Genomic DNA, 17,422 nt, shown 5'->3' on the forward strand with positions numbered 1-17,422 from the left:
AGGGGCCGCATGATCGGCATCGTCGTCGTTAGCCACGGCAAGCTCTCGAAGGAACTGGTCTCCGCGACGGAACACGTCGTCGGGGAACAGGCACGATTCAAGTCGATTTCCATCGAGGCCGAAGACGATATCGAAGCCCGGCGCGAACAGATCCGCGACACAGCCAAGGCCTGCGATGTCGGCCTTGGCGTCATCATCCTGACAGACATGTTTGGCGGCACACCGTCGAACCTCGCCATGTCGATCATGAATTCGGGGAATATCGAGGTAATCTCTGGCGTGAACCTGCCCATGCTGATCAAGCTGGCCGAAGTCCGCGACGAACTCCCGCTCGGCGAAGCTGCCCGCACCGCTGCAGAGGCAGGGCGGCGTTACATCAACATCGCCTCCGAACTCCTCGCAAAATCCAACTGATCCAGAGTGCCTGTGCAGAACGCCGTGACCGAAGCCCGCCAAAGCGTAACCATCGTGAACCGCAAGGGCCTGCACGCGCGCGCTTCGGCAAAGCTGTCGAAACTGGCCAGCGAATACCAGTCGACCGTAGTGGTCAGCCATGAAGGCCAGGAAGCCGATGCTCGGTCGATCATGGACCTTCTGATGCTGGTCGCCGCACAGGGCTGCGAAGTCGAACTCGCCGCCAATGGCCCGGACGCGGCTGAGGCCGTCACCGCCATCGCCAGCCTCATCGCAGACGGCTTTGGCGAACGCGGCGAAAGCGACGTGCTGTATTAGAATGCCTAGTTTGATCTGCCTGTAGCGCAATCGACCTATTCGCCATCGGCCTGCGACCTGACCGAGGCGCTTGCATCCGCCGTCTGAGCGGGGTCGCTCTCGGCTTCCCGTACCGGAATGACATCGAGAAATTCGTCGATGAAGCCGCCGATCAGCATGGCCTGGCTGGTCACGCCAGCCTTGACGTAGATTCTGCTGAGTTGCGCGCGCACGGTCCCCATGGCGGATTCGCGCAAACGCGCGATTTCTGCCACGCCGTAACCTTTGACGGCGAAGAGCGCCACCTCACTCTCTGCTTCAGTCAGCCCCCACTCGGCAAAGCGCTGCTCGACGATTTCGGCCATGGCGCCGCGGGCCAGGGCGACAGTCCGGTCCCTCTGCTTTGCCTCGGTGATAAGGCGCCGCAAGACCAGCACTCCCATCACCACGCCCGCACTCAGTGCGATCGCCACCAGCAACTCAAATCCGTGGTAGAAGGCGCCCGTCACCTGAACGCCAAGCGCGATGTCCAACACTGCATCGCCAAGGAAGAATGCTGTCGCAGCCGCCTGAACGACGACGATCGAGGCTATCACGGCCAGCAGGTGTGTGCCGGAGCGGGAATCTCCCCTTCTTCGCCTCGACATGGTCCTCGCCTTCCTCGCGTCCATCACAGTCCCCCGCAAGACAAGCGCCCCCCCTTGCGCCGCATTTGGCAGGTCCGGGTCATGAGGCTTTCGGTGTTGACCATCCGCGCAGACAAAACATGGGCCTAAGTCATTACGCGTATGAGCCACCGTCTGAAGGCTTATATCATGCGGTATTTCACGCCGTAAGCACCTGCTTATAACATGCTCGTTGGGGCCATAGCACCTAAGGTGTAGCATTTCCGGCAATGCGGCACGGAGTCTGGACCATGGCTAACCTCAACACGAAGAACCTTTTGCGCGCGGTTTCTCTATCCGCCATGATGGCGGTTGTGGCGTGCTCGCCAGATGGCAAGACCGCAAGCCCGGATGGCGGCGCGCGCCCAAGCGAGGAAGCGCAGACACAGGCACCGACGCCAACAATGGCCGAAACCAGCGACGAGCTGATACTTCAGGCGCGGGATTTCATGGAGCCCATCCCGATGGACGCTCCGGCAATCGAAGGCGTCACATCGACCCCCGAACTGGTCGAGCTGGGGCAAATGCTGTTCTTCGATCCGAGGCTCTCCGCGACCCATTCAATCAGCTGCGCGTCGTGTCATTATCCGGGTCTCGGCGGTGCGGACAACTCGCCGTTCTCCGCCGGTTTCCATGGCGAACGTGGCGGCCGGAATGCCCCGACCGTTTACAATGCCGTTTTCAACTTCGTGCAGTTCTGGGACGGTCGGGCAAAGGATCTGGTCGAGCAGGCTGGCGGCCCTCTGGTCAATCCCGTGGAGATGGCATCGCCCCAGGCGCACGTGACAGAGCAGATTCTCGCCTTGCCGGGATATTCCCCAATGTTCGCAAAGGCATTTCCCGGGGAGAAGGATCCCGTCAGTCTCGAAAATGCGCAAAAGGCCATCGCCGGCTTTGAAGCGACCCTGATCACGCCGAACGCACCGTTCGACCAGTTCCTGCGCGGCGATACCAACGCCCTGACAGCGGACCAGAAGGCAGGCCTCACCCTATTCATCGATACAGGCTGCCTTACCTGTCACTCCGGCGTGAATCTGGGGGGAACAATGTATCAGAAGTTCGGAGTCTTTTCTGATCCGGGCCCTGTCTATCTCCCGCCAGAGGACAAGGGACGCGGCGGGGTGACCGGGAACGCGGCGGAAGATTATTTCTTCAAGGTGCCGACCCTGCGCAACATCGTCGAGACAGCGCCCTATTTTCACTCCGGATCCGAGCCCGACCTGAAACGCGCCGTCGCGGTGATGGCCGAAGTCCAGCTGGGTCAGACATTGACGCCGGAAGAAGTGGACCAGATCACGGCCTTCCTCGGCTCGCTGACCGGCGACCAGCCGGAACTGGTTATCCCTCAGCTGCCAATCAGCGACGCCAAATCGCCGCCACCGGAAAAATAGAAACTGTCCAGCCGGTTTCGGTGGACGACGAGGAAGCTGACCGCCAGGACTGTCTCATCCGCATCTGGAGCGATCACGCGCACTTCAGACAATGATGGGAGCTGCACTCGGGAAAACCGCCTGCACGCCCTTCCACAGGGTTTGCCGGTGGTTAATGTCCACCACGGCCATTGCCCCTTTCATCGCCCGGCCCCTGCCCCTATATTGGAGGTGTCTTCGGACTATGGCGATAAACGCGCGTGTAATAAGCGGCTCGGACCCGGGGGCGGTACCCGGCGGCTCCACCAAAAGCAGGTTCTGATGGGCCTGCTCCTGACGGGGCCGAAATAGGATCGACGGACGTGTAAAGACGAGGCCTTCGCCGGATTGGGCCCCCTCAGAAGCCCAAATCAACATAGTTGCAAACGACAACTTTGCTGAAGGTGAACTGATGGCTGCGTAAGCAGTCGGATGATTACCGAACTTAACTCCTAGGGTTTCAGACCCCTAGGCGGGGCCCGGAGGCGCCTGGCAACAGAAGCCTCCACTTTCCCCTTCCTTGCGGTGATGCGGCCTTGCCAGCAGCGCAGGCGAGCTGACTAGTTGTCCAGCTTGTCCAGCTCCTCGCCGAGGGTATCCATCAGCTCCGGATGTTCGGACTGGATGCGAACAATGGACGTTGCCACGCGCCCCTGCACCTCGGCCAGTTCGGCAAAGCGGTTGCCGAAGATCTGCATGCCCTTGATGCCGGAGACTTCGCCGTCCAGCTCCTCCTGCATCTTGTTCAGGCCCTCGATTGCAACGCTCAACTTCTTCGCAGCGGCCTTGGCGCTCGCCTCGTCATTGACGGTCTCGAGCGCGTCGGCAATGCGCGTCATCTCGTTGATATAGGCTTCACCGATGTCATTGGCCGAGGATTTGGCCGTGATGTCCGCGCCGGTCTTGCCTTCGATGCCGTCCTTGTTTCCGCAGCCTGCCAGCATCAGCGTTGCGGCGAGGCCCGCGGCGGTCATGAGTCCCAGTTTCATTCTTGTCCCCTTTTTCAAGATTCCGGAGCGGAGCATAAGCCGCCGATCACGACAAGAATGTGGCGCGCGGAAAGCTGTCCGGACACTCAGTCGAAGTCCAGTTCGGCCGTCACGTTCAGATGGTCGGAACAGATTTCCTCGCCCGGCAAATACTGGTTGAGCGCCAGCCCACGCCCGGCAAGGATATGGTCATAGGCTTTCTGCGGGCGCCAGGAAGGATAGGTCGGCGGGGCCTGATGGCCGAACTCCGCCCGCATGTGCTGAAGGAAATCCTCCACGGCACTGGCATGCAGGCCGCAATTGAAATCGCCCATCACCACCCAGCGCCCATGATGTGGCAGGTGGCTTGCCAGGAAGTCCAGCTGCAGCGCCTGATCCCGCCTGCCCAGGCTGAGATGGACACAGGCCACATCGAAGCGCGTCTCCGCCTCTACCGTGGCAATGAGGCAGCCGCGCCCCGGCACCCTGCCCGGCAGTTTCAGGTCGCGGACATTCGACAACGGATACCGGCTGAGGATCGCATTGCCATGGCGTGAGATACCCCGGATCACCCGGTTCTCCTGGATAACCAGATGCGCATGGCCGGACTGTTCGGCAATCGCATTTGCCTGACAGCGGAACCCCGCCCGGCGCCCGCCCAGGTCCACTTCCTGCAGGCAGACCAGATCAGCCGGACGGATCGTCTCGGCAATGGTTTCCAGCGTGCTGGTCTTTGCGGCGGTATGCAGAACCTGCCGGTGTACCCGCATCACATAGTCAGTGTAGCGGGCCGTTCCGATGGCAGCCTGTATGTTCCAGGTCAGCAGTTTGAGAGGCACGGGCTTCCTTTGGTGGTTCAGGCAGGTCAGGGTAAGGGCAAGACGTCACGACTTGTCAGGCTGGGCACATGATTCCTCTTCTCAGTTCCATCCCCTTTATCGTGCACTTCTCCCTCTCGGTCCTGGCAGCAGTCCGCCTGCTTTACCGCAAACTGGAGGTGAACACGACCCTGGCCTGGCTGTTCCTGTTGTTCGGCCTGCCTGTTGTGGGTGTTGTGCTCTATGTCCTGTTCGGCGATCACCGGCTTGGCCAGCGGCGCATGAAGATGGGCGAACGGCTGCGCAGCTTCTTCATGCAGGTCTTCAATGTCCAGGAAGCCAGCCTGCCGCCGAATGTGGCGGGCACGCCCCGGTATGAGGCCCTGTCCCGGTCGATCCTGGCGGATAGCGGCTTTCCCGTGCTGGCAGGCCTGTCCCCGCAATTCTTCACCGATGCAGGCGAGCTGTATGCCGTGATGCAGGCCGACATCGACGCCGCACAGGAAAGCATCTGCCTCGAATTCTACATTCTAGATCCCGCAGGACAGGTCGCCAACGTGCTGGCCGCCGTGGAGCGCGCAGCACAGCGCGGGGTGGACTGCAAAATCCTGGCGGATGATTTCGGCTCGAAACCCTTCTTCCGGTCGCACTGGCCAAAGCGGCTGAGGAAGGCTGGCGTCCAGATCGTCCGTTCCCTGCGGGTGAACCTGTTCTCCTCCTTCTTCCGCCGGTCTGACCTGCGCAATCACCGGAAGCTTCTCGTGTGCGACCAGCGCGTCGGCTATGTCGGCAGCTACAATCTGGCGGACCCGAAACTGTTCAAGGCCAATCGCGGCGTCGGCCAGTGGGTCGACATGATGATGCGCGTGGAAGGCCCTGTCGTGGACGCCCTCACCTCGGTCTGCCTGTCGGACTATTTGCTGGACAATGTCGGCTACCAGATCAGCCGGGCGGACCTTAATGCCCTGCCGATCGCACGATGTGCCGAAGCGGGTGAAGGCATACCGGTCAGCATGCAGGTGCTGCCCTCCGGCCCGGAAATGCGCAATTCCACGATCTATGAAGTGCTCGTCTCGGCGATCTTCAGCGCCCAGAAACGCCTGCGCATCGTCTCGCCCTATTTCATTCCGGACCCCGCCGTGCAGCTCGCGCTCGTCTCGGCGGCCAAGCGCGGGGTGGAGGTCGAGATTATCGTGCCGGAACGGCTGGATTCGCGGCTTGCCCAGTTTGCCAGCCAGTCCTCCTACAGGGAGTTGCTGCGCGCCGGTGTGCGCCTGATCCGTTATCGCGGCGGCCTGCTGCACACCAAGCTCGTCCTGGTCGACGATGAGGTCTCCCTCTTCGGAACGGTGAACATCGACATGCGCAGCTTCTTCCTGAACCTCGAACTGACCATGGTGATCTATGATGCGGCCACCAGCGCCGCGCTCTGGGAGCATTCGGGCAGTTACCTGCCGGACAGTGTTCCGCTGGATCCGGAGAGCTGGGCGAAGCGCCCCGAATGGCACCAGTTCCTGGAGAACATCCTGCGCCTCGCCAGCCCGATCCTGTAATAGCGATCAGCTGTAGCGTGCTTCCACCTTCGGGCCATCCTGGCCACTGGTCACCGCCTTCAGGCTGGCTTCCAGGTCGGCGAGATAGGCATCGGCCACGTCGGCATGCTTCGGGCTCAGCATCAGGTGCAGGCTGGGCGGCTCTTTCGTCACGGAAGTGAACCAGCCGCGCCGGTAGATCTCGCCATAAACCGCGAAGGCATGGGCTTGCGGATGGTAAAAGGCGACGAGGCCCAGCATCGGCTTGCCGACAATCCCGAAGCCGAGACGCTTAACGCCCTCCTCGATCTTCTCGCGCGTCGCGCACACCTGCCCCTGCAGGCGCTTGTAACCTTCGACGCCCAGCGTGTTCATCACGCCCCAGGCCGCAGAGATCGCGCCGCCCGGCCGCGTGCCGGCCAGCGTCGGCGTCTTCATCGGCGCGCCGCTCCACCCCGCCAGATCGAACGGCATGAAAGAATAGAGTTCTTCAGAGCGGAACAGCACAGTCGAGGCGCCCTTGGCGCAATAGCCATACTTGTGCAGGTCCGCACTCATCGAATGGACGGCCGGCACTTCGAAATCGAAGGCCGGCACCGGCACGCCGTTCATCCGCGCGAACGGCGCAAAGTATCCGCCGACGCAGGCATCGACATGCAACCAGACGCCCTTCTTCGCAGCGACCTCGCCCAGCTCTGCAATCGGGTCGATGATGCCATGCGGGAAGTTCGGCGCCGAGCCGACCATCATCACGGTCGCCTCATCCACTGCCTCGCCCATCGCGGCGGGGTCGGCTTGATAGCTGCCGTCTGTCTTCAGCGGCACGCGGCGGACTTCGATGTCCATCAGGTGGGCCGCCTTGTCGAAGGCCAGGTGCGCTGATTGCGGCAGCACGACATTCTGCCCCTCGCGCGGCTTGCCCTGCGCACGGGCATAATCCCGCGCGGTCTTCATCGCCATGGTGATCGAATCGGTGCCGCCGGAGGTCATCGCACCGGTTGACCCTTCCGGCCCGTGCAGCAGGCCGAGGCCCATGCCGATCACTTCCTTCTCCATCTGCGCAAGGCTGGGAAAGGCGAGCGGGCCGAGACCGTTTTCGGCCATGTACAGGGTGTAGGCTTCCTGCTGGACCTGTTCCACATCATGGCCCGCATTGAAGACGTAGACTGCCGTGCGCCCGTCACGCCATTGGGCATCTCCGCCGCCGCGGCTGATCATTTCCTGGCGCACATCGGCCCAGTCACGGCCCTTTTCCGGCATCTGCATGGCTTATCCTCCCTCGTCCCTTGCTTATATTGGTCTTCTCACAAGGCGCATGGGTATCGCCCATATGGAAGCTTAGCCAGAGAGGACACATCATGTCGAACAGCGCTGACGAAGGCAAAAAAGGCGAGGACAACGGCCAGCCCCCTCCTGCAACCGGCAACATTCGCCCGGCAGGCCCTGAAAACATGGAACATCCACCGGAAGACTGGGACGAGGTTGACGAAGAAGGCGACGAATCGTTTCCGGCCAGCGACCCGCCTGCCAATTACGACAAGCCCCACAACTAGGCCGCAAGGCTGCTGTCAGGGCTGCACATAAGGCCATTGCGCCGCACCACACGCACCCCTGCGCGAAGTGCAGCTTTTTGCTCGCGCATTGTGCGAAGGCCGTTGCCGGGGGGCGGGCATGGGAATATTGTGACGCCTACAACAAGCAAGAAATTTGATGGGGATCAGCACCGGGCCATGACGGATTATATCGGTTACGAAGCGCTCACACAGGCAGCCATGCGCGGCGTCGTCCGCGAGGCGCTGAAGCGCGCGAAAACGAATGGCGGCCTGCCCGGCGACCATCACTTCTACATCACCTTCCGCACCAAGGCCCCCGGCGTCCGGATGGCCGATTACCTGGTCGAACGCTTCCCCGTCGACATGACCATCGTGGTTCAGCACCAGTTCTGGGACCTCGAAGTCCATGACGGCCATTTTGAAATCATCCTGAAATTCTCCGGCGTGCCGCAGCACCTGTTCGTGCCCTATGCCGCGATCACGCGCTTCGTCGATCCGTCCGTGAATTTCGGCCTGACCTTCGAATCGCAGGACAAGGACGCGGCCGTCATCGCGCCCGCCACGGCCTTGGCTGAAACGAATGACGAAGCCGGCGAAGACGCCGCCCCGGCCAGCGATGCCGGCACGGTGGTGAACCTCGACGCCTTCCGCCGCAAATAGGCCGGACGATTGTCAGAGACTGAAAAGCCCCGCATCAGCGACGCTGACATGCTGGCCCGCTTCCAGGGCTCGAAGAAGCGTCCCCCCTGTTCCGACACGCTGGGCATGAAGCTCATCGAAGTCGAACAGGATGCCATGCGCATACGGATGGAATTCGACGTCAGCCCCTCCTTCGCCAACCCGACCGGCGCGGTGCAGGGCGGCTTCATCTCCGCCATGCTGGACGAAGCGATGAGCACTTGTGTCATCATCGCCTCCAACGTCACCATGACGGCCCCGACGCTGGAAATGAAGACGAGCTATCTTTCCCGCCTGATGCCCGGCAAGGCCTATGTCGATGCCCGCATCCTGCGGCTCGGCAAGTCCGCCGCCTTCATGGAAGCGGAATGTTTTGACCCGGACGGAAAAACGGTCGCCAAGGCCTCCGCAACCGCCATCCCGATGCCGTTCAAACGCCTCGGCAAATGAGTTTCGACAAGCGCGCCTACTGGCAGGACATCCTGACCAATCCGGACACGCGGACCCCTTCGATGGATTTCACGTCGTTCGAGCTGCTGGGCTTCGACGAGGCCGAAGGCTGGACCGAGGGCGCCTTCTGCCTGCCGAGGGAAGCCACCAATCCCGGCGGCAACGCGCAAGGCGGCTTCGTCACCGCCATGCTGGACGAGGTGATGAGCATTGCCGGCTCCATCGTGCAGGATGGCCCGGCCATGGCGCCGACACTGCAGATGACGGTCAGCTTCATCCGCCCCGTGCCCGTTGGCCAGCGCCTGATCGGGCGGGGCGAAGTGGTGCGCCGCGGCAAGGCCGGCATCTTCACGCAGGGCTTCCTGCGCGACGAAACCGGCAAGCTGCTCGCCCAGGCCACGGCCAGCTGCATTCCCCGCGTCCTCGAGTGGAAATAGGCTGACGCCGCGACACCCGCGCCAACCTGCCTGACGTGTGCTATCCTTCCGGGAAAAGAAAAATACCGGAGGAAACAATGGCTGACGATCCGGGCGCCCGCCCGAAGGTGCCGCAATCGGTTATCGAAGTGACGGCCTTCATGCCGGATGCGCGCCGCGATCCGCACCCGCCCCTGAAGGCCCTGCGCGAGCATTGTCCCGTCATGCGGGACGAGATGGCGAAGACCTGGTTCCTCACCCGCTATGGTGATGTGCGGACAACCGTCAACGACCGCAGTTTCGTCCGTCATCCGCTGAATGCCGAGGAAGGCTCGATCTCCCGCCAGTTGGTCAGTGACGAGGAAAACCCGCGTCGCACCTCCATTCTATTCCTCGACGAGCCCGACCATTCGCGCGTGCGCCCGCCGCTCGCCAAGGCCTTCTATGCCCGCATCAACAAGATGAAGGCAGAGATCGAAGCCATCGTCGACGAGACGATCGACGCCGCCCCGTCCAGCGGCGTGTTCGACCTGATGGCAGAGATTGCCGTACCCATTCCCGTCACCGTCATTGCCCGCATCCTCGGCGTGGACGAGCACCGCCTGCCGGAATTTCGCCAATGGTCGGAAGACGTGATCCTCAGCCTGAACCCTGTCCGCACGCCGGAGGAAACCGCGCGCATGATGGCTGGCGGCGAGGCGCTCGACGCCTATTTCACCGAACTGATGGCCGCACGCCGCAAGGTCCCGGCGGACGATCTCATCACGGACATGGTAGAGCTGCAGGCCAGCGGAGACGCTCCGCTGACAGATGATGAAGTGCGCATCAACCTTCAGGCCCTTCTGGTCGGCGGGAACCTCACAACGACAGACCTGATCGGCAATGGCGTCTGGCTGTTCCTGACCCATCCGGACCAGCTCGCCGCGCTGAAGGCCGATCCCGGCCTCGCCAGCCAGGCGGTGGAGGAAGTGCTGCGCTATGAGGCGCCCGTTTCCGCCACCTCGCGGATCGCCGAGGCCGACAAGCAGGTCGCTGGCTGCCCGGTGAAGGAACATCAGGTCGTCTTCTGCTCCCTCGCCTCCGCCAATCGTGACACAGAGACGTTCGAAACGCCCGACATCTTCGACATCACGAAGAAACGCGCCAGCCATGTCGCCTTTGGCGGCGGGCCTCATATCTGCATCGGCGCGCCCCTTGCCCGCATGGAGGCAAGGCGCGTCTACCAGAAACTCTTCGAACGCTATCCGGACATGAAGCTGCCGGAACAGGACATCGCCTGGCGCGCCCTGCCCTTCTTCCGCGGCATCGAAAAACTGGATGTTGCGGTGTGACGTTCTGGGTCCCGGATAAGCCCTTCGGGCTTTCCGGGATGACACGTCGAGAGATCTTTCAAGTTCTTGTCATCCCGGAATTTGCGAAGCAAATATCCGGGACCCAGCCTGAACGCGCCCAAACCATCCCGCTTCACCGTTAACGAACGGCCTGCGCGCGCCCATGGTGCAGCGCGCAAAAACGTGTCATAGGCGCCTCAAACCCCTCTGACAGGTCGATCGTGCCTCGATGACGATCCCTGACAGACCAACCCCCGAAAGCCTTTACATGTCCGTTAATCCGTCCGTTCCCTCGGCTCTTGCCGAAGCCCTTTCCAATAAGGGATATGACTCCCTTACGCAGGTCCAGTCCGCCGTGATCGAGCCTTCGCTCGCCGGTCGCGACCTGCTCGTTTCCGCCCAGACCGGCTCCGGCAAGACCGTCGCCTTTGGTCTTGCCATGGCCGGCGACCTGCTGGGCGAGGAAGACCGCCTCAGCCGCGCCGAGACGCCGCTTGCCCTCATCGTTGCTCCGACCCGTGAACTGGCCATGCAGGTCGCCCGCGAGCTGACCTGGCTGTACGGCCCGGCCGGCGCGCGCCTTGCCACCTGTGTTGGCGGCATGGACATGCGCGACGAGCGCAAGGCCCTTGCCCGCGGTGCCCACATCGTGGTCGGCACCCCCGGCCGCCTGTCGGACCATATCAAGCGCGGTTCGCTCGACACCGCCGGCATCCGCGTCGTCGTGCTGGATGAAGCCGACGAGATGCTGGACATGGGCTTCCGCGAAGAGCTGGAACATATCCTGGAAGGCACGCCGGAAACGCGCCGCACCCTGATGTTCTCCGCGACTGTGCCGAAAGGCATCGCCAACCTCGCCGCGCGCTACCAGAAGGACGCCGAGCGCGTGCGCACCGAATCCGAACAGCGTCAGCATGGCGACATCGAATACCGCGCCCTTCTGGTTGCGCCGGGCGATGAAGAAAATGCCATCGTCAATATCGTGCGCCATTCCGACAGTGAGAGCGCGCTGGTCTTCTGCACCACGCGCGCCGCCGTGAACAAGCTGATGAGCCGCATGGGCAATCGCGGTTTCCCGGTTGTCGCCCTTTCCGGCGAGCTCAGCCAGAAGGAGCGCACCAATGCGCTTCAGGCCCTGCGCGATGGCCGCGCCCGCGTCTGTATCGCCACCGATGTGGCCGCCCGCGGCCTTGACCTCGACAATCTGGGCCTCGTCATCCATGCTGACCTGCCGCGCGATCCAGCGACGCTGCTGCACCGCTCCGGCCGGACGGGCCGGGCCGGCCGCAAGGGCGTCAGCGCGCTGATCGTGGCACCGAAGGCCCGCCGCCGGGTCGAGCGCCTGCTCGGCGATGCGAAGATCGAAGCAACCTGGGGCACGCCGCCGTCGGCCGATGAGATCAACGCCCTCGACGATGCGCGCCTGCTGGCAGACCCGTCCCTCACCCGTCCGATCCATGAGAGCGAACGCGCCATGATCGACGCCCTGCTTGAGCAGCACGGCGCCGAACAGGTCGCCGCCGCCTTCCTGCGCAAGCAGCGTGAAGGCCGCTCCGCCCCGGAAGACCTGCGCGAAGTGGACCTCACCCCGCCGAAACGCCGCGAACGCACAGAACGCGGCGACCGGGGCGACTGGGCCGACCGCGAACCGCGCGAAAAGCGTGGCAAATCCGAACGCAAGGGCTTCGATGATGCCGTCTGGGTGCAGCTGAATGTCGGCCGCAAGAAGAACGCCGAGGCGCGCTGGATCCTGCCGGTCCTGTGCAAGGCCGGAGGCCTCTCCCGCGACGATATCGGCGCCATCCGCATCAATCCCTCCGACACCCATGTCGAGTTGACCCGTGAAGCCGCTCAGCGCTTCTTCGACACGATTGGCGATGGCGGCACGATCGAGAAAGGCCTGCGCGCCTCTCCGCTGGACGGAGCACCGCCTCCGCCTGCCCGGTTCGACCGGGAAGACCGTTTCGACCGGAGCGACCGGAGCGACCGCGACGAGCGCCCGGCCCCGCGCCTGCGCAAGAAACCCTACGATCCGGATGCCCCGCGCAACCTGTCAGGCAAGAAGCCCTACAAGAAGAAATTCACGCCCGACGAGGCCCCGGCCGAGCGCAAGGCCTCCCCACAGACGGACTATATCCAGGACGACCGGGAAAAGCCCGCCAGACCGGAGAAGAAGTTCTCGAAAGTGCATGCCAAGGACGGCTGGAAGCCCCCGATGCGCGGCAAGGGCAAGCCAGCCGGAAAACCTGGCGCAAAAGGCCCGGCCAAAGGCGGTAAACTTGCCTTTCAGAAGGGTGGAAAACCCCCGAAAAAGGCCCGGAAACCAGCCCCCAGGGGCTGATCCGGCGAGGGGCGCTCCGGAAGCCATTTCCGGGCGCCACAACTCCCTGTTTTTACAAAGATAATTCGCACCCGCAATAAGCTGTAAAATAACCCCCGTTCAGGTTCCCTCAGGCCCGTTAATCCCCTATATTTACGGGCGAATCTGAAGAATCGACGGGGTAACCTCATGGCCGAAGAAACGCAGGGCGAAAATACCGAATACGGCGCCGGGTCCATCAAGGTCCTCAAGGGCCTTGAGGCGGTGCGTAAACGCCCCGGCATGTATATCGGCGACACCGATGACGGCTCCGGCCTGCACCACATGATTTACGAGGTGGTGGACAACGCCATCGACGAGGCGCTGGCTGGCCACGCAGACCGTGTGACCGTCACGCTCTACCCTGACGGCTCGGCCGAGATCACCGACAATGGCCGCGGCATCCCGGTCGGCATGCACCCGACCGAGGGCGTCTCCGCAGCAGAAGTCATCATGACCCAGCTGCACGCGGGCGGTAAGTTCGACCAGAACTCCTACAAGGTGTCCGGCGGCCTGCACGGGGTGGGCGTCTCGGTTGTGAACGCCCTGTCGGACTGGCTGGAGCTGACCATCCACCGCGAAGGCAAGGAACACTTCGTCCGCTTCATTGATGGCGGCCATGTCGAAGCGCCGCTGGTCACCCGTGGTGACTCTCCGATCACGAACAAGGGCAAGCCCTTCACCGGCACGGCGGTGCGCTTCCTGGCGGCCTCCTCCACCTTCACGATGACCGATTACGACCGCAAGACGCTGGAACACCGGCTTCGGGAACTCGCCTTCCTGAACTCCGGCGTGCACATCATCTTCCGCGACGAGCGCGAGGCCGACCCCTACGAAGTCGACCTGATGTACGAAGGCGGCGTGAAGGCATTCGTCGAACACCTCGACAAAGCCAAGAACAAGCTGATCCCGGAACCGATCTATGCCATCGGCGAGAAGGACGGCATCACGGTCGAGGCCGCGCTGGAGTGGACCGACAGCTATCACGAGAACGTGCTGTGCTTCACCAACAACATCCCCCAGCGTGACGGCGGCACCCACCTGGCCGGCTTCCGCGGGGCCCTGACGCGCATCATCAACAAATATGCCAACGAGACCGGCATCGCGAAGAAATCGAAGGTCGAGATCTCCGGCGACGATGCCCGTGAAGGCCTGACCTGCGTCCTCTCCGTGAAGGTGCCGGACCCGAAATTCAGCTCCCAGACGAAAGACAAGCTCGTCTCCTCCGAGGTCCGCCCGGTTGTCGAGAGCATGATGGGCGAAAAACTGTCCGAATGGTTCGAGGAGCATCCGAAGGAAGCCCAGGAAATCATGGGCAAAATCGTGGAGGCCGCCGCTGCGCGCGAGGCCGCCCGCAAGGCTCGCGAACTGACGCGCCGCAAGTCCGCGCTCGACATCACCTCCCTGCCCGGCAAGCTGGCTGACTGCCAGGAGAAGGATCCGGCAAAATCCGAACTCTTCATCGTCGAGGGTGACTCCGCTGGCGGCTCGGCCAAGCAGGGCCGTTCGCGCGACAACCAGGCCATCCTGCCCCTGCGCGGCAAGATCCTGAACGTGGAACGCGCACGCTTCGACAAGATGCTGTCGTCCGATCAGGTCGGTACGCTGATCATGGCGCTCGGCGCCGGTATCGGCCGCGACGAGTTCGACATCAACAAGCTGCGCTATCACAAGATCATCATCATGACCGATGCTGACGTCGACGGCGCGCACATCCGTACGCTGCTGCTGACCTTCTTCTATCGTCAGATGCCGGAGATTATCGAGCGCGGCTATCTCTACATTGCCCAGCCGCCGCTCTACAAGGTGACGCGCGGACGCTCCGAACGCTATGTGAAGGACGATGCGGAACTGGAATCCTATCTCATCGGCGAAGGCACGGACGGGGAATCCCTCATCCTGGCCGACGGCACCACGATTGCCGGGGAAGACCTGCGCGACCGCGTGCGCCAGGCATCGAACTTCCAGGCGAACCTGCGCCGCCTGGCCCTGCGCGCCTCGGGCGACCTGATCGAACATGCCGCCCTTTCCGGGGCGCTGGCCGCAGGCGCCGGTGCCGCCGAAGCCGAGAAAACGGCCGAGCGCCTGAACCGCTTCGCCGAGGAAGGCGAAGACACCTGGGCCGGCCGTTTCGTCGAAGGCGCCCTTGTCCTGCAACGCTCGGTGCGTAGTGTGGACGAGACCATCACCCTGCCCCCGGCCCTGATCGCCAGCCAGGACGCCCAGCGCCTGGCAGAACGCGCCGCCGGCCTTGCCGAAATCTATGACCGCCCCGCCATCCTGCGTCAGGAAAAAGGCGGCGAAGTGACCGTACACGGACCGAGCAGCCTGCTGAAGGCCGTGCTCGACAGCGGCCGCAAGGGCCTGAAGATCCAGCGCTACAAGGGTCTCGGCGAAATGAACGCCGACCAGCTTTGGGAAACCACGCTGGACTCCAACGCCCGCACACTGCTGCAGGTCCGCGTCGACCATATGGAAGAAGCCGACGAGATGTTCTCCAAACTGATGGGCGACGTGGTCGAGCCACGCCGCGAGTTCATCGAGGAAAACGCGCTTGATGCCGAGGTGGATGTCTGACGCCGCTTAGCCTGCGCGATACAGCCTGCGGAATGCCCGCAGGAAGGGGCGTTGTTCCACGCCGAACGCCTCGGCGTGAAGATCGTACACAGACAATAGCTCCTGCCGGAAGGCATTGAACGCGTCCTCGTCATAGCGAAGCGGCGGGTTCGGTATGTAGCGCAGGCTTTCGATGCTTTCTCGGGTCATCGGCACAGCCTCTTCCGGCGGACGCCGGGATGCCTGACGGAACAGGATACTGTTCGCAGGTCCGACCGCCAGACTGAAAAGACGCGTGATATAAACGCGGTGTGGTGCTGTCTCTCCCATGGCGCTGAACTGGCGCAGCATCTCGATCGTGACATCCGGCGCAGAGCGGTTCGCGCGCGGCACCTCCACTGGGGGCGCAAGCCCCAGATCGCCAAACACGGCCTCCAGCCACCCGGCCTCCTCCAGCCGGTAACGGCGCACTTCTGCCGGACGCAGATGCTGGACCAGTCCTTCCAGCCCATGCGCATAGGCATTGCTGTGCGGGGTCCAGTCGATCTCTGCATAAAGCTGGGAAATGCCCTTGGCGTTTGAAATCGTCTGCCGGTACAGCGACGCCAGGAAGGGATCCAGCGCACGCGACACCTGGATCAGGGTGAGCTGAACGCCTTCTCCCTCCAACCAGCCTGCGGCCTGCCGCAGCACCTTCGGAGAATAGCGGCCAATCCCGATGGCAATGAACTCACTGCTGAGCAGGCATTGCGTGGCCCCCACCGCCCGCGCCGCCTGCACCACGGCATCGACGCCGATCCGCCCGTCGATCCACTCATTGTTGATCTTCGTGTTTGCCGCCTCGTGATTGTGACGGAAGGAAGGGGGATAGAATATTCCCTGTGCAGACAGGCTTTCCCGCATGCCGCCAAAGCACTGTTGCAGCGTGGTCGACCCGCACTTTGGAAGCCCCACATGAATGATCAGCTGCATTTTCCGTTCGCTCCGTCCGCCCCCGCCGTCACGGTCTGCCTCCTGCCAGATGCCCATATTCCCCTCCCCTGTAAACATTCCGGCATGGGGAGAGAGAAGGTCTTCTCCCCCGCCTTCCGGCAGATGCGACGGGTGGGTTGAGCGGAGTGATACCCACCGTTCGGATCTGCGGCACGTTCTGCTTGGTGGGTTACGCCTTTGGCTAACCCACCTTACGGGTTTCACCCTCCCGCAGCCAAACTCCCCACATGCGTCACCCCCGGCCGCGTAGCGGTCTGGGGGCCCAGCTCTGAACGAGGCGACCGGGTGCGTCATGTGCGGTTGCGGTCCATCGTGCGCCGCAGCGCATGACGTACTCTGCTGAGGCGTTCCGAGATGGATCCCCAGACAGCTGCGCCGTCGGGGATGACGCGTGAGGAGAAATTGGGCCCTGTCCCCCATCCGCCGCGTGTCATCCCGGAATTTGCGGAGCAAATATCCGGGACGGGGTGTGGTGTCGCCGCAGCAGCACTGGGTCCCGGATAAGCGCTTCGCGCTTTCCGGGATGACACGCGCGGGTGGGCCTCTATCCTCCCCTGAAGCATCCGCTCCCATCCTCGGGGGCATGCATCCGCAGCTCCGCATCTATTTCGACTTTGTCTGGCCGCTGTTCTGGCCATGGCTGGTCTGGAACCTGCTCCGTGTCGCCCGCTGGCACACGGAAACGGGGCGCGATGCGCTGATGGCGGTGGATAAATTCGGGAACATCCGATTTGTCCGGATGTCAGACCCGCCGCCGCCCGATAATCTCTACACTTATGAAGCCCCGCGTGTGCCGCGATGGGAACGTCCTGCGGTCTGCAGCGACGTGCTTGACGCCGTGCGCGTGATGTCCGCGCTAGTCCGCCATGATCCGCTGAAGTCCGGTATAGTCATGGCTAGTCATGCCATAGTCCGGATTGGTCATGCCCTGAACGTGCGTGGTCCGCCTTAGCTGCGTGCCCGGTGCGTGTCGCCATGCTTCG

17 protein-coding genes and 1 other RNA gene are annotated in these 17,422 nt (G+C 62.9%); 13 read left to right on the top strand and 5 right to left on the bottom strand.

Annotated features, from left to right (window positions below; translation table 11 throughout):
- Both R3C98_RS00005 and R3C98_RS00010 read left to right on the top strand, forming a co-directional pair.
- Positions 1-414: PTS sugar transporter subunit IIA (locus R3C98_RS00005; RefSeq protein ID WP_371312047.1), on the top strand; the 414-nt coding region annotated here is incomplete at its 5' end.
- A 24-nt stretch (positions 415-438) separates the two neighbouring features.
- Complete coding sequence (locus R3C98_RS00010) at positions 439-732, top strand: HPr family phosphocarrier protein (protein ID WP_371312048.1); 294 nt, start codon at positions 439-441, stop codon at positions 730-732.
- 35 nt (positions 733-767) lie between these two features.
- Here R3C98_RS00010 and R3C98_RS00015 read toward each other — a convergent pair whose 3' ends face one another.
- The gene (locus R3C98_RS00015; RefSeq protein WP_371312049.1) at positions 768-1,358 is read right to left on the bottom strand and encodes a helix-turn-helix transcriptional regulator; all 591 of its coding nucleotides are present in this window, start codon (positions 1,356-1,358) and stop codon (positions 768-770) included.
- Between the two features lie 269 nt (positions 1,359-1,627).
- Here R3C98_RS00015 and R3C98_RS00020 point away from each other — a divergent pair, with 269 nt between their 5' ends.
- Together R3C98_RS00020 and ssrA are read left to right on the top strand one after the other, a co-directional pair.
- Entirely contained in the window at positions 1,628-2,767 is a 1,140-nt protein-coding gene (locus R3C98_RS00020; RefSeq protein ID WP_371312050.1) for a cytochrome-c peroxidase, read from the top strand.
- Between the two features lie 173 nt (positions 2,768-2,940).
- Positions 2,941-3,295, top strand: a transfer-messenger RNA (tmRNA) gene (gene ssrA, locus R3C98_RS00025).
- A gap of 50 nt (positions 3,296-3,345) precedes the next feature.
- Here the strand turns inward: ssrA and R3C98_RS00030 are convergent.
- Positions 3,346-3,774 carry a hypothetical protein gene (locus R3C98_RS00030; protein ID WP_371312051.1) on the bottom strand — a complete coding sequence of 143 codons (429 nt, stop codon included), beginning with the start codon at positions 3,772-3,774 and terminating at the stop codon, positions 3,346-3,348.
- Positions 3,775-3,860: 86 nt separating this feature from the next.
- Positions 3,861-4,592: an endonuclease/exonuclease/phosphatase family protein gene (locus R3C98_RS00035; RefSeq protein ID WP_371312052.1), complete on the bottom strand. Its 732-nt coding sequence runs from the start codon at positions 4,590-4,592 to the stop codon at positions 3,861-3,863.
- A gap of 68 nt (positions 4,593-4,660) precedes the next feature.
- On the opposite strand from R3C98_RS00035, the gene cls reads away from it, so the two are divergent.
- Positions 4,661-6,124: a cardiolipin synthase gene (gene cls, locus R3C98_RS00040; RefSeq protein WP_371312053.1), complete on the top strand. Its 1,464-nt coding sequence runs from the start codon at positions 4,661-4,663 to the stop codon at positions 6,122-6,124.
- Positions 6,125-6,130: 6 nt separating this feature from the next.
- Here cls and R3C98_RS00045 read toward each other — a convergent pair whose 3' ends face one another.
- Positions 6,131-7,369, bottom strand: a complete 1,239-nt coding sequence (locus R3C98_RS00045) for an aspartate aminotransferase family protein (protein WP_371312054.1) — start codon at positions 7,367-7,369, stop codon at positions 6,131-6,133.
- Positions 7,370-7,461: 92 nt separating this feature from the next.
- Between R3C98_RS00045 and R3C98_RS00050 the strand changes: the two genes are divergently transcribed.
- The 7 genes from R3C98_RS00050 to gyrB all read left to right on the top strand — a co-directional run bounded on the left by R3C98_RS00050 (position 7,462) and on the right by gyrB (position 15,467).
- Positions 7,462-7,656, top strand: coding sequence for a hypothetical protein (locus tag R3C98_RS00050; RefSeq protein WP_371312055.1), 195 nt, complete (start codon positions 7,462-7,464; stop codon positions 7,654-7,656).
- Between the two features lie 177 nt (positions 7,657-7,833).
- On the top strand, positions 7,834-8,316 hold the full coding sequence (locus tag R3C98_RS00055) for an SspB family protein (protein WP_371312056.1): 483 nt from the start codon (positions 7,834-7,836) through the stop codon (positions 8,314-8,316).
- A gap of 9 nt (positions 8,317-8,325) precedes the next feature.
- Positions 8,326-8,784, top strand: a complete 459-nt coding sequence (locus R3C98_RS00060; RefSeq protein WP_371312057.1) for a PaaI family thioesterase — start codon at positions 8,326-8,328, stop codon at positions 8,782-8,784.
- Positions 8,781-9,221, top strand: a complete 441-nt coding sequence (locus tag R3C98_RS00065) for a PaaI family thioesterase (RefSeq protein ID WP_371312058.1) — start codon at positions 8,781-8,783, stop codon at positions 9,219-9,221. Before R3C98_RS00060 ends, R3C98_RS00065 begins: the two co-directional genes overlap by 4 nt.
- A gap of 77 nt (positions 9,222-9,298) precedes the next feature.
- On the top strand, positions 9,299-10,531 hold the full coding sequence (locus R3C98_RS00070; RefSeq protein ID WP_371312059.1) for a cytochrome P450: 1,233 nt from the start codon (positions 9,299-9,301) through the stop codon (positions 10,529-10,531).
- 268 nt (positions 10,532-10,799) lie between these two features.
- Positions 10,800-12,872 (top strand): DEAD/DEAH box helicase, encoded by a 2,073-nt coding sequence (locus R3C98_RS00075; protein WP_371312060.1) that lies wholly within the window; start codon positions 10,800-10,802, stop codon positions 12,870-12,872.
- A gap of 168 nt (positions 12,873-13,040) precedes the next feature.
- Positions 13,041-15,467: a DNA topoisomerase (ATP-hydrolyzing) subunit B gene (gyrB, locus tag R3C98_RS00080; protein WP_371312061.1), complete on the top strand. Its 2,427-nt coding sequence runs from the start codon at positions 13,041-13,043 to the stop codon at positions 15,465-15,467.
- Positions 15,468-15,473: 6 nt separating this feature from the next.
- Here gyrB and R3C98_RS00085 read toward each other — a convergent pair whose 3' ends face one another.
- Positions 15,474-16,475: a hypothetical protein gene (locus R3C98_RS00085; RefSeq protein WP_371312062.1), complete on the bottom strand. Its 1,002-nt coding sequence runs from the start codon at positions 16,473-16,475 to the stop codon at positions 15,474-15,476.
- Positions 16,476-17,022: 547 nt separating this feature from the next.
- On the opposite strand from R3C98_RS00085, the gene R3C98_RS00090 reads away from it, so the two are divergent.
- The gene (locus tag R3C98_RS00090; RefSeq protein WP_371312063.1) at positions 17,023-17,391 is read left to right on the top strand and encodes a hypothetical protein; all 369 of its coding nucleotides are present in this window, start codon (positions 17,023-17,025) and stop codon (positions 17,389-17,391) included.
- Positions 17,392-17,422: the final 31 nt, after the last annotated feature.

This window comes from Hyphomonas sp., assembly GCF_041398465.1.
Lineage (GTDB): Bacteria > Pseudomonadota > Alphaproteobacteria > Caulobacterales > Hyphomonadaceae > Hyphomonas.

Excerpts from the sequence above, each read along its gene's own strand:
- R3C98_RS00055 (WP_371312056.1), top strand. The coding sequence starts at position 7,834 with ATGACGGATTATATCGGTTACGAAGCGCTCACACAGGCAGCCATGCGC.
- R3C98_RS00020 (WP_371312050.1), top strand. The coding sequence starts at position 1,628 with ATGGCTAACCTCAACACGAAGAACCTTTTGCGCGCGGTTTCTCTATCC.
- R3C98_RS00045 (WP_371312054.1), bottom strand. The coding sequence starts at position 7,369 with ATGCAGATGCCGGAAAAGGGCCGTGACTGGGCCGATGTGCGCCAGGAA.
- R3C98_RS00070 (WP_371312059.1), top strand. The coding sequence starts at position 9,299 with ATGGCTGACGATCCGGGCGCCCGCCCGAAGGTGCCGCAATCGGTTATC.
- R3C98_RS00085 (WP_371312062.1), bottom strand. The coding sequence starts at position 16,475 with ATGGGCATCTGGCAGGAGGCAGACCGTGACGGCGGGGGCGGACGGAGC.
- R3C98_RS00030 (WP_371312051.1), bottom strand. The coding sequence starts at position 3,774 with ATGAAACTGGGACTCATGACCGCCGCGGGCCTCGCCGCAACGCTGATG.
- cls (WP_371312053.1), top strand. The coding sequence starts at position 4,661 with ATGATTCCTCTTCTCAGTTCCATCCCCTTTATCGTGCACTTCTCCCTC.
- R3C98_RS00015 (WP_371312049.1), bottom strand. The coding sequence starts at position 1,358 with ATGTCGAGGCGAAGAAGGGGAGATTCCCGCTCCGGCACACACCTGCTG.
- R3C98_RS00050 (WP_371312055.1), top strand. The coding sequence starts at position 7,462 with ATGTCGAACAGCGCTGACGAAGGCAAAAAAGGCGAGGACAACGGCCAG.
- R3C98_RS00090 (WP_371312063.1), top strand. The coding sequence starts at position 17,023 with ATGCATCCGCAGCTCCGCATCTATTTCGACTTTGTCTGGCCGCTGTTC.
- R3C98_RS00075 (WP_371312060.1), top strand. The coding sequence starts at position 10,800 with ATGTCCGTTAATCCGTCCGTTCCCTCGGCTCTTGCCGAAGCCCTTTCC.
- gyrB (WP_371312061.1), top strand. The coding sequence starts at position 13,041 with ATGGCCGAAGAAACGCAGGGCGAAAATACCGAATACGGCGCCGGGTCC.
- R3C98_RS00065 (WP_371312058.1), top strand. The coding sequence starts at position 8,781 with ATGAGTTTCGACAAGCGCGCCTACTGGCAGGACATCCTGACCAATCCG.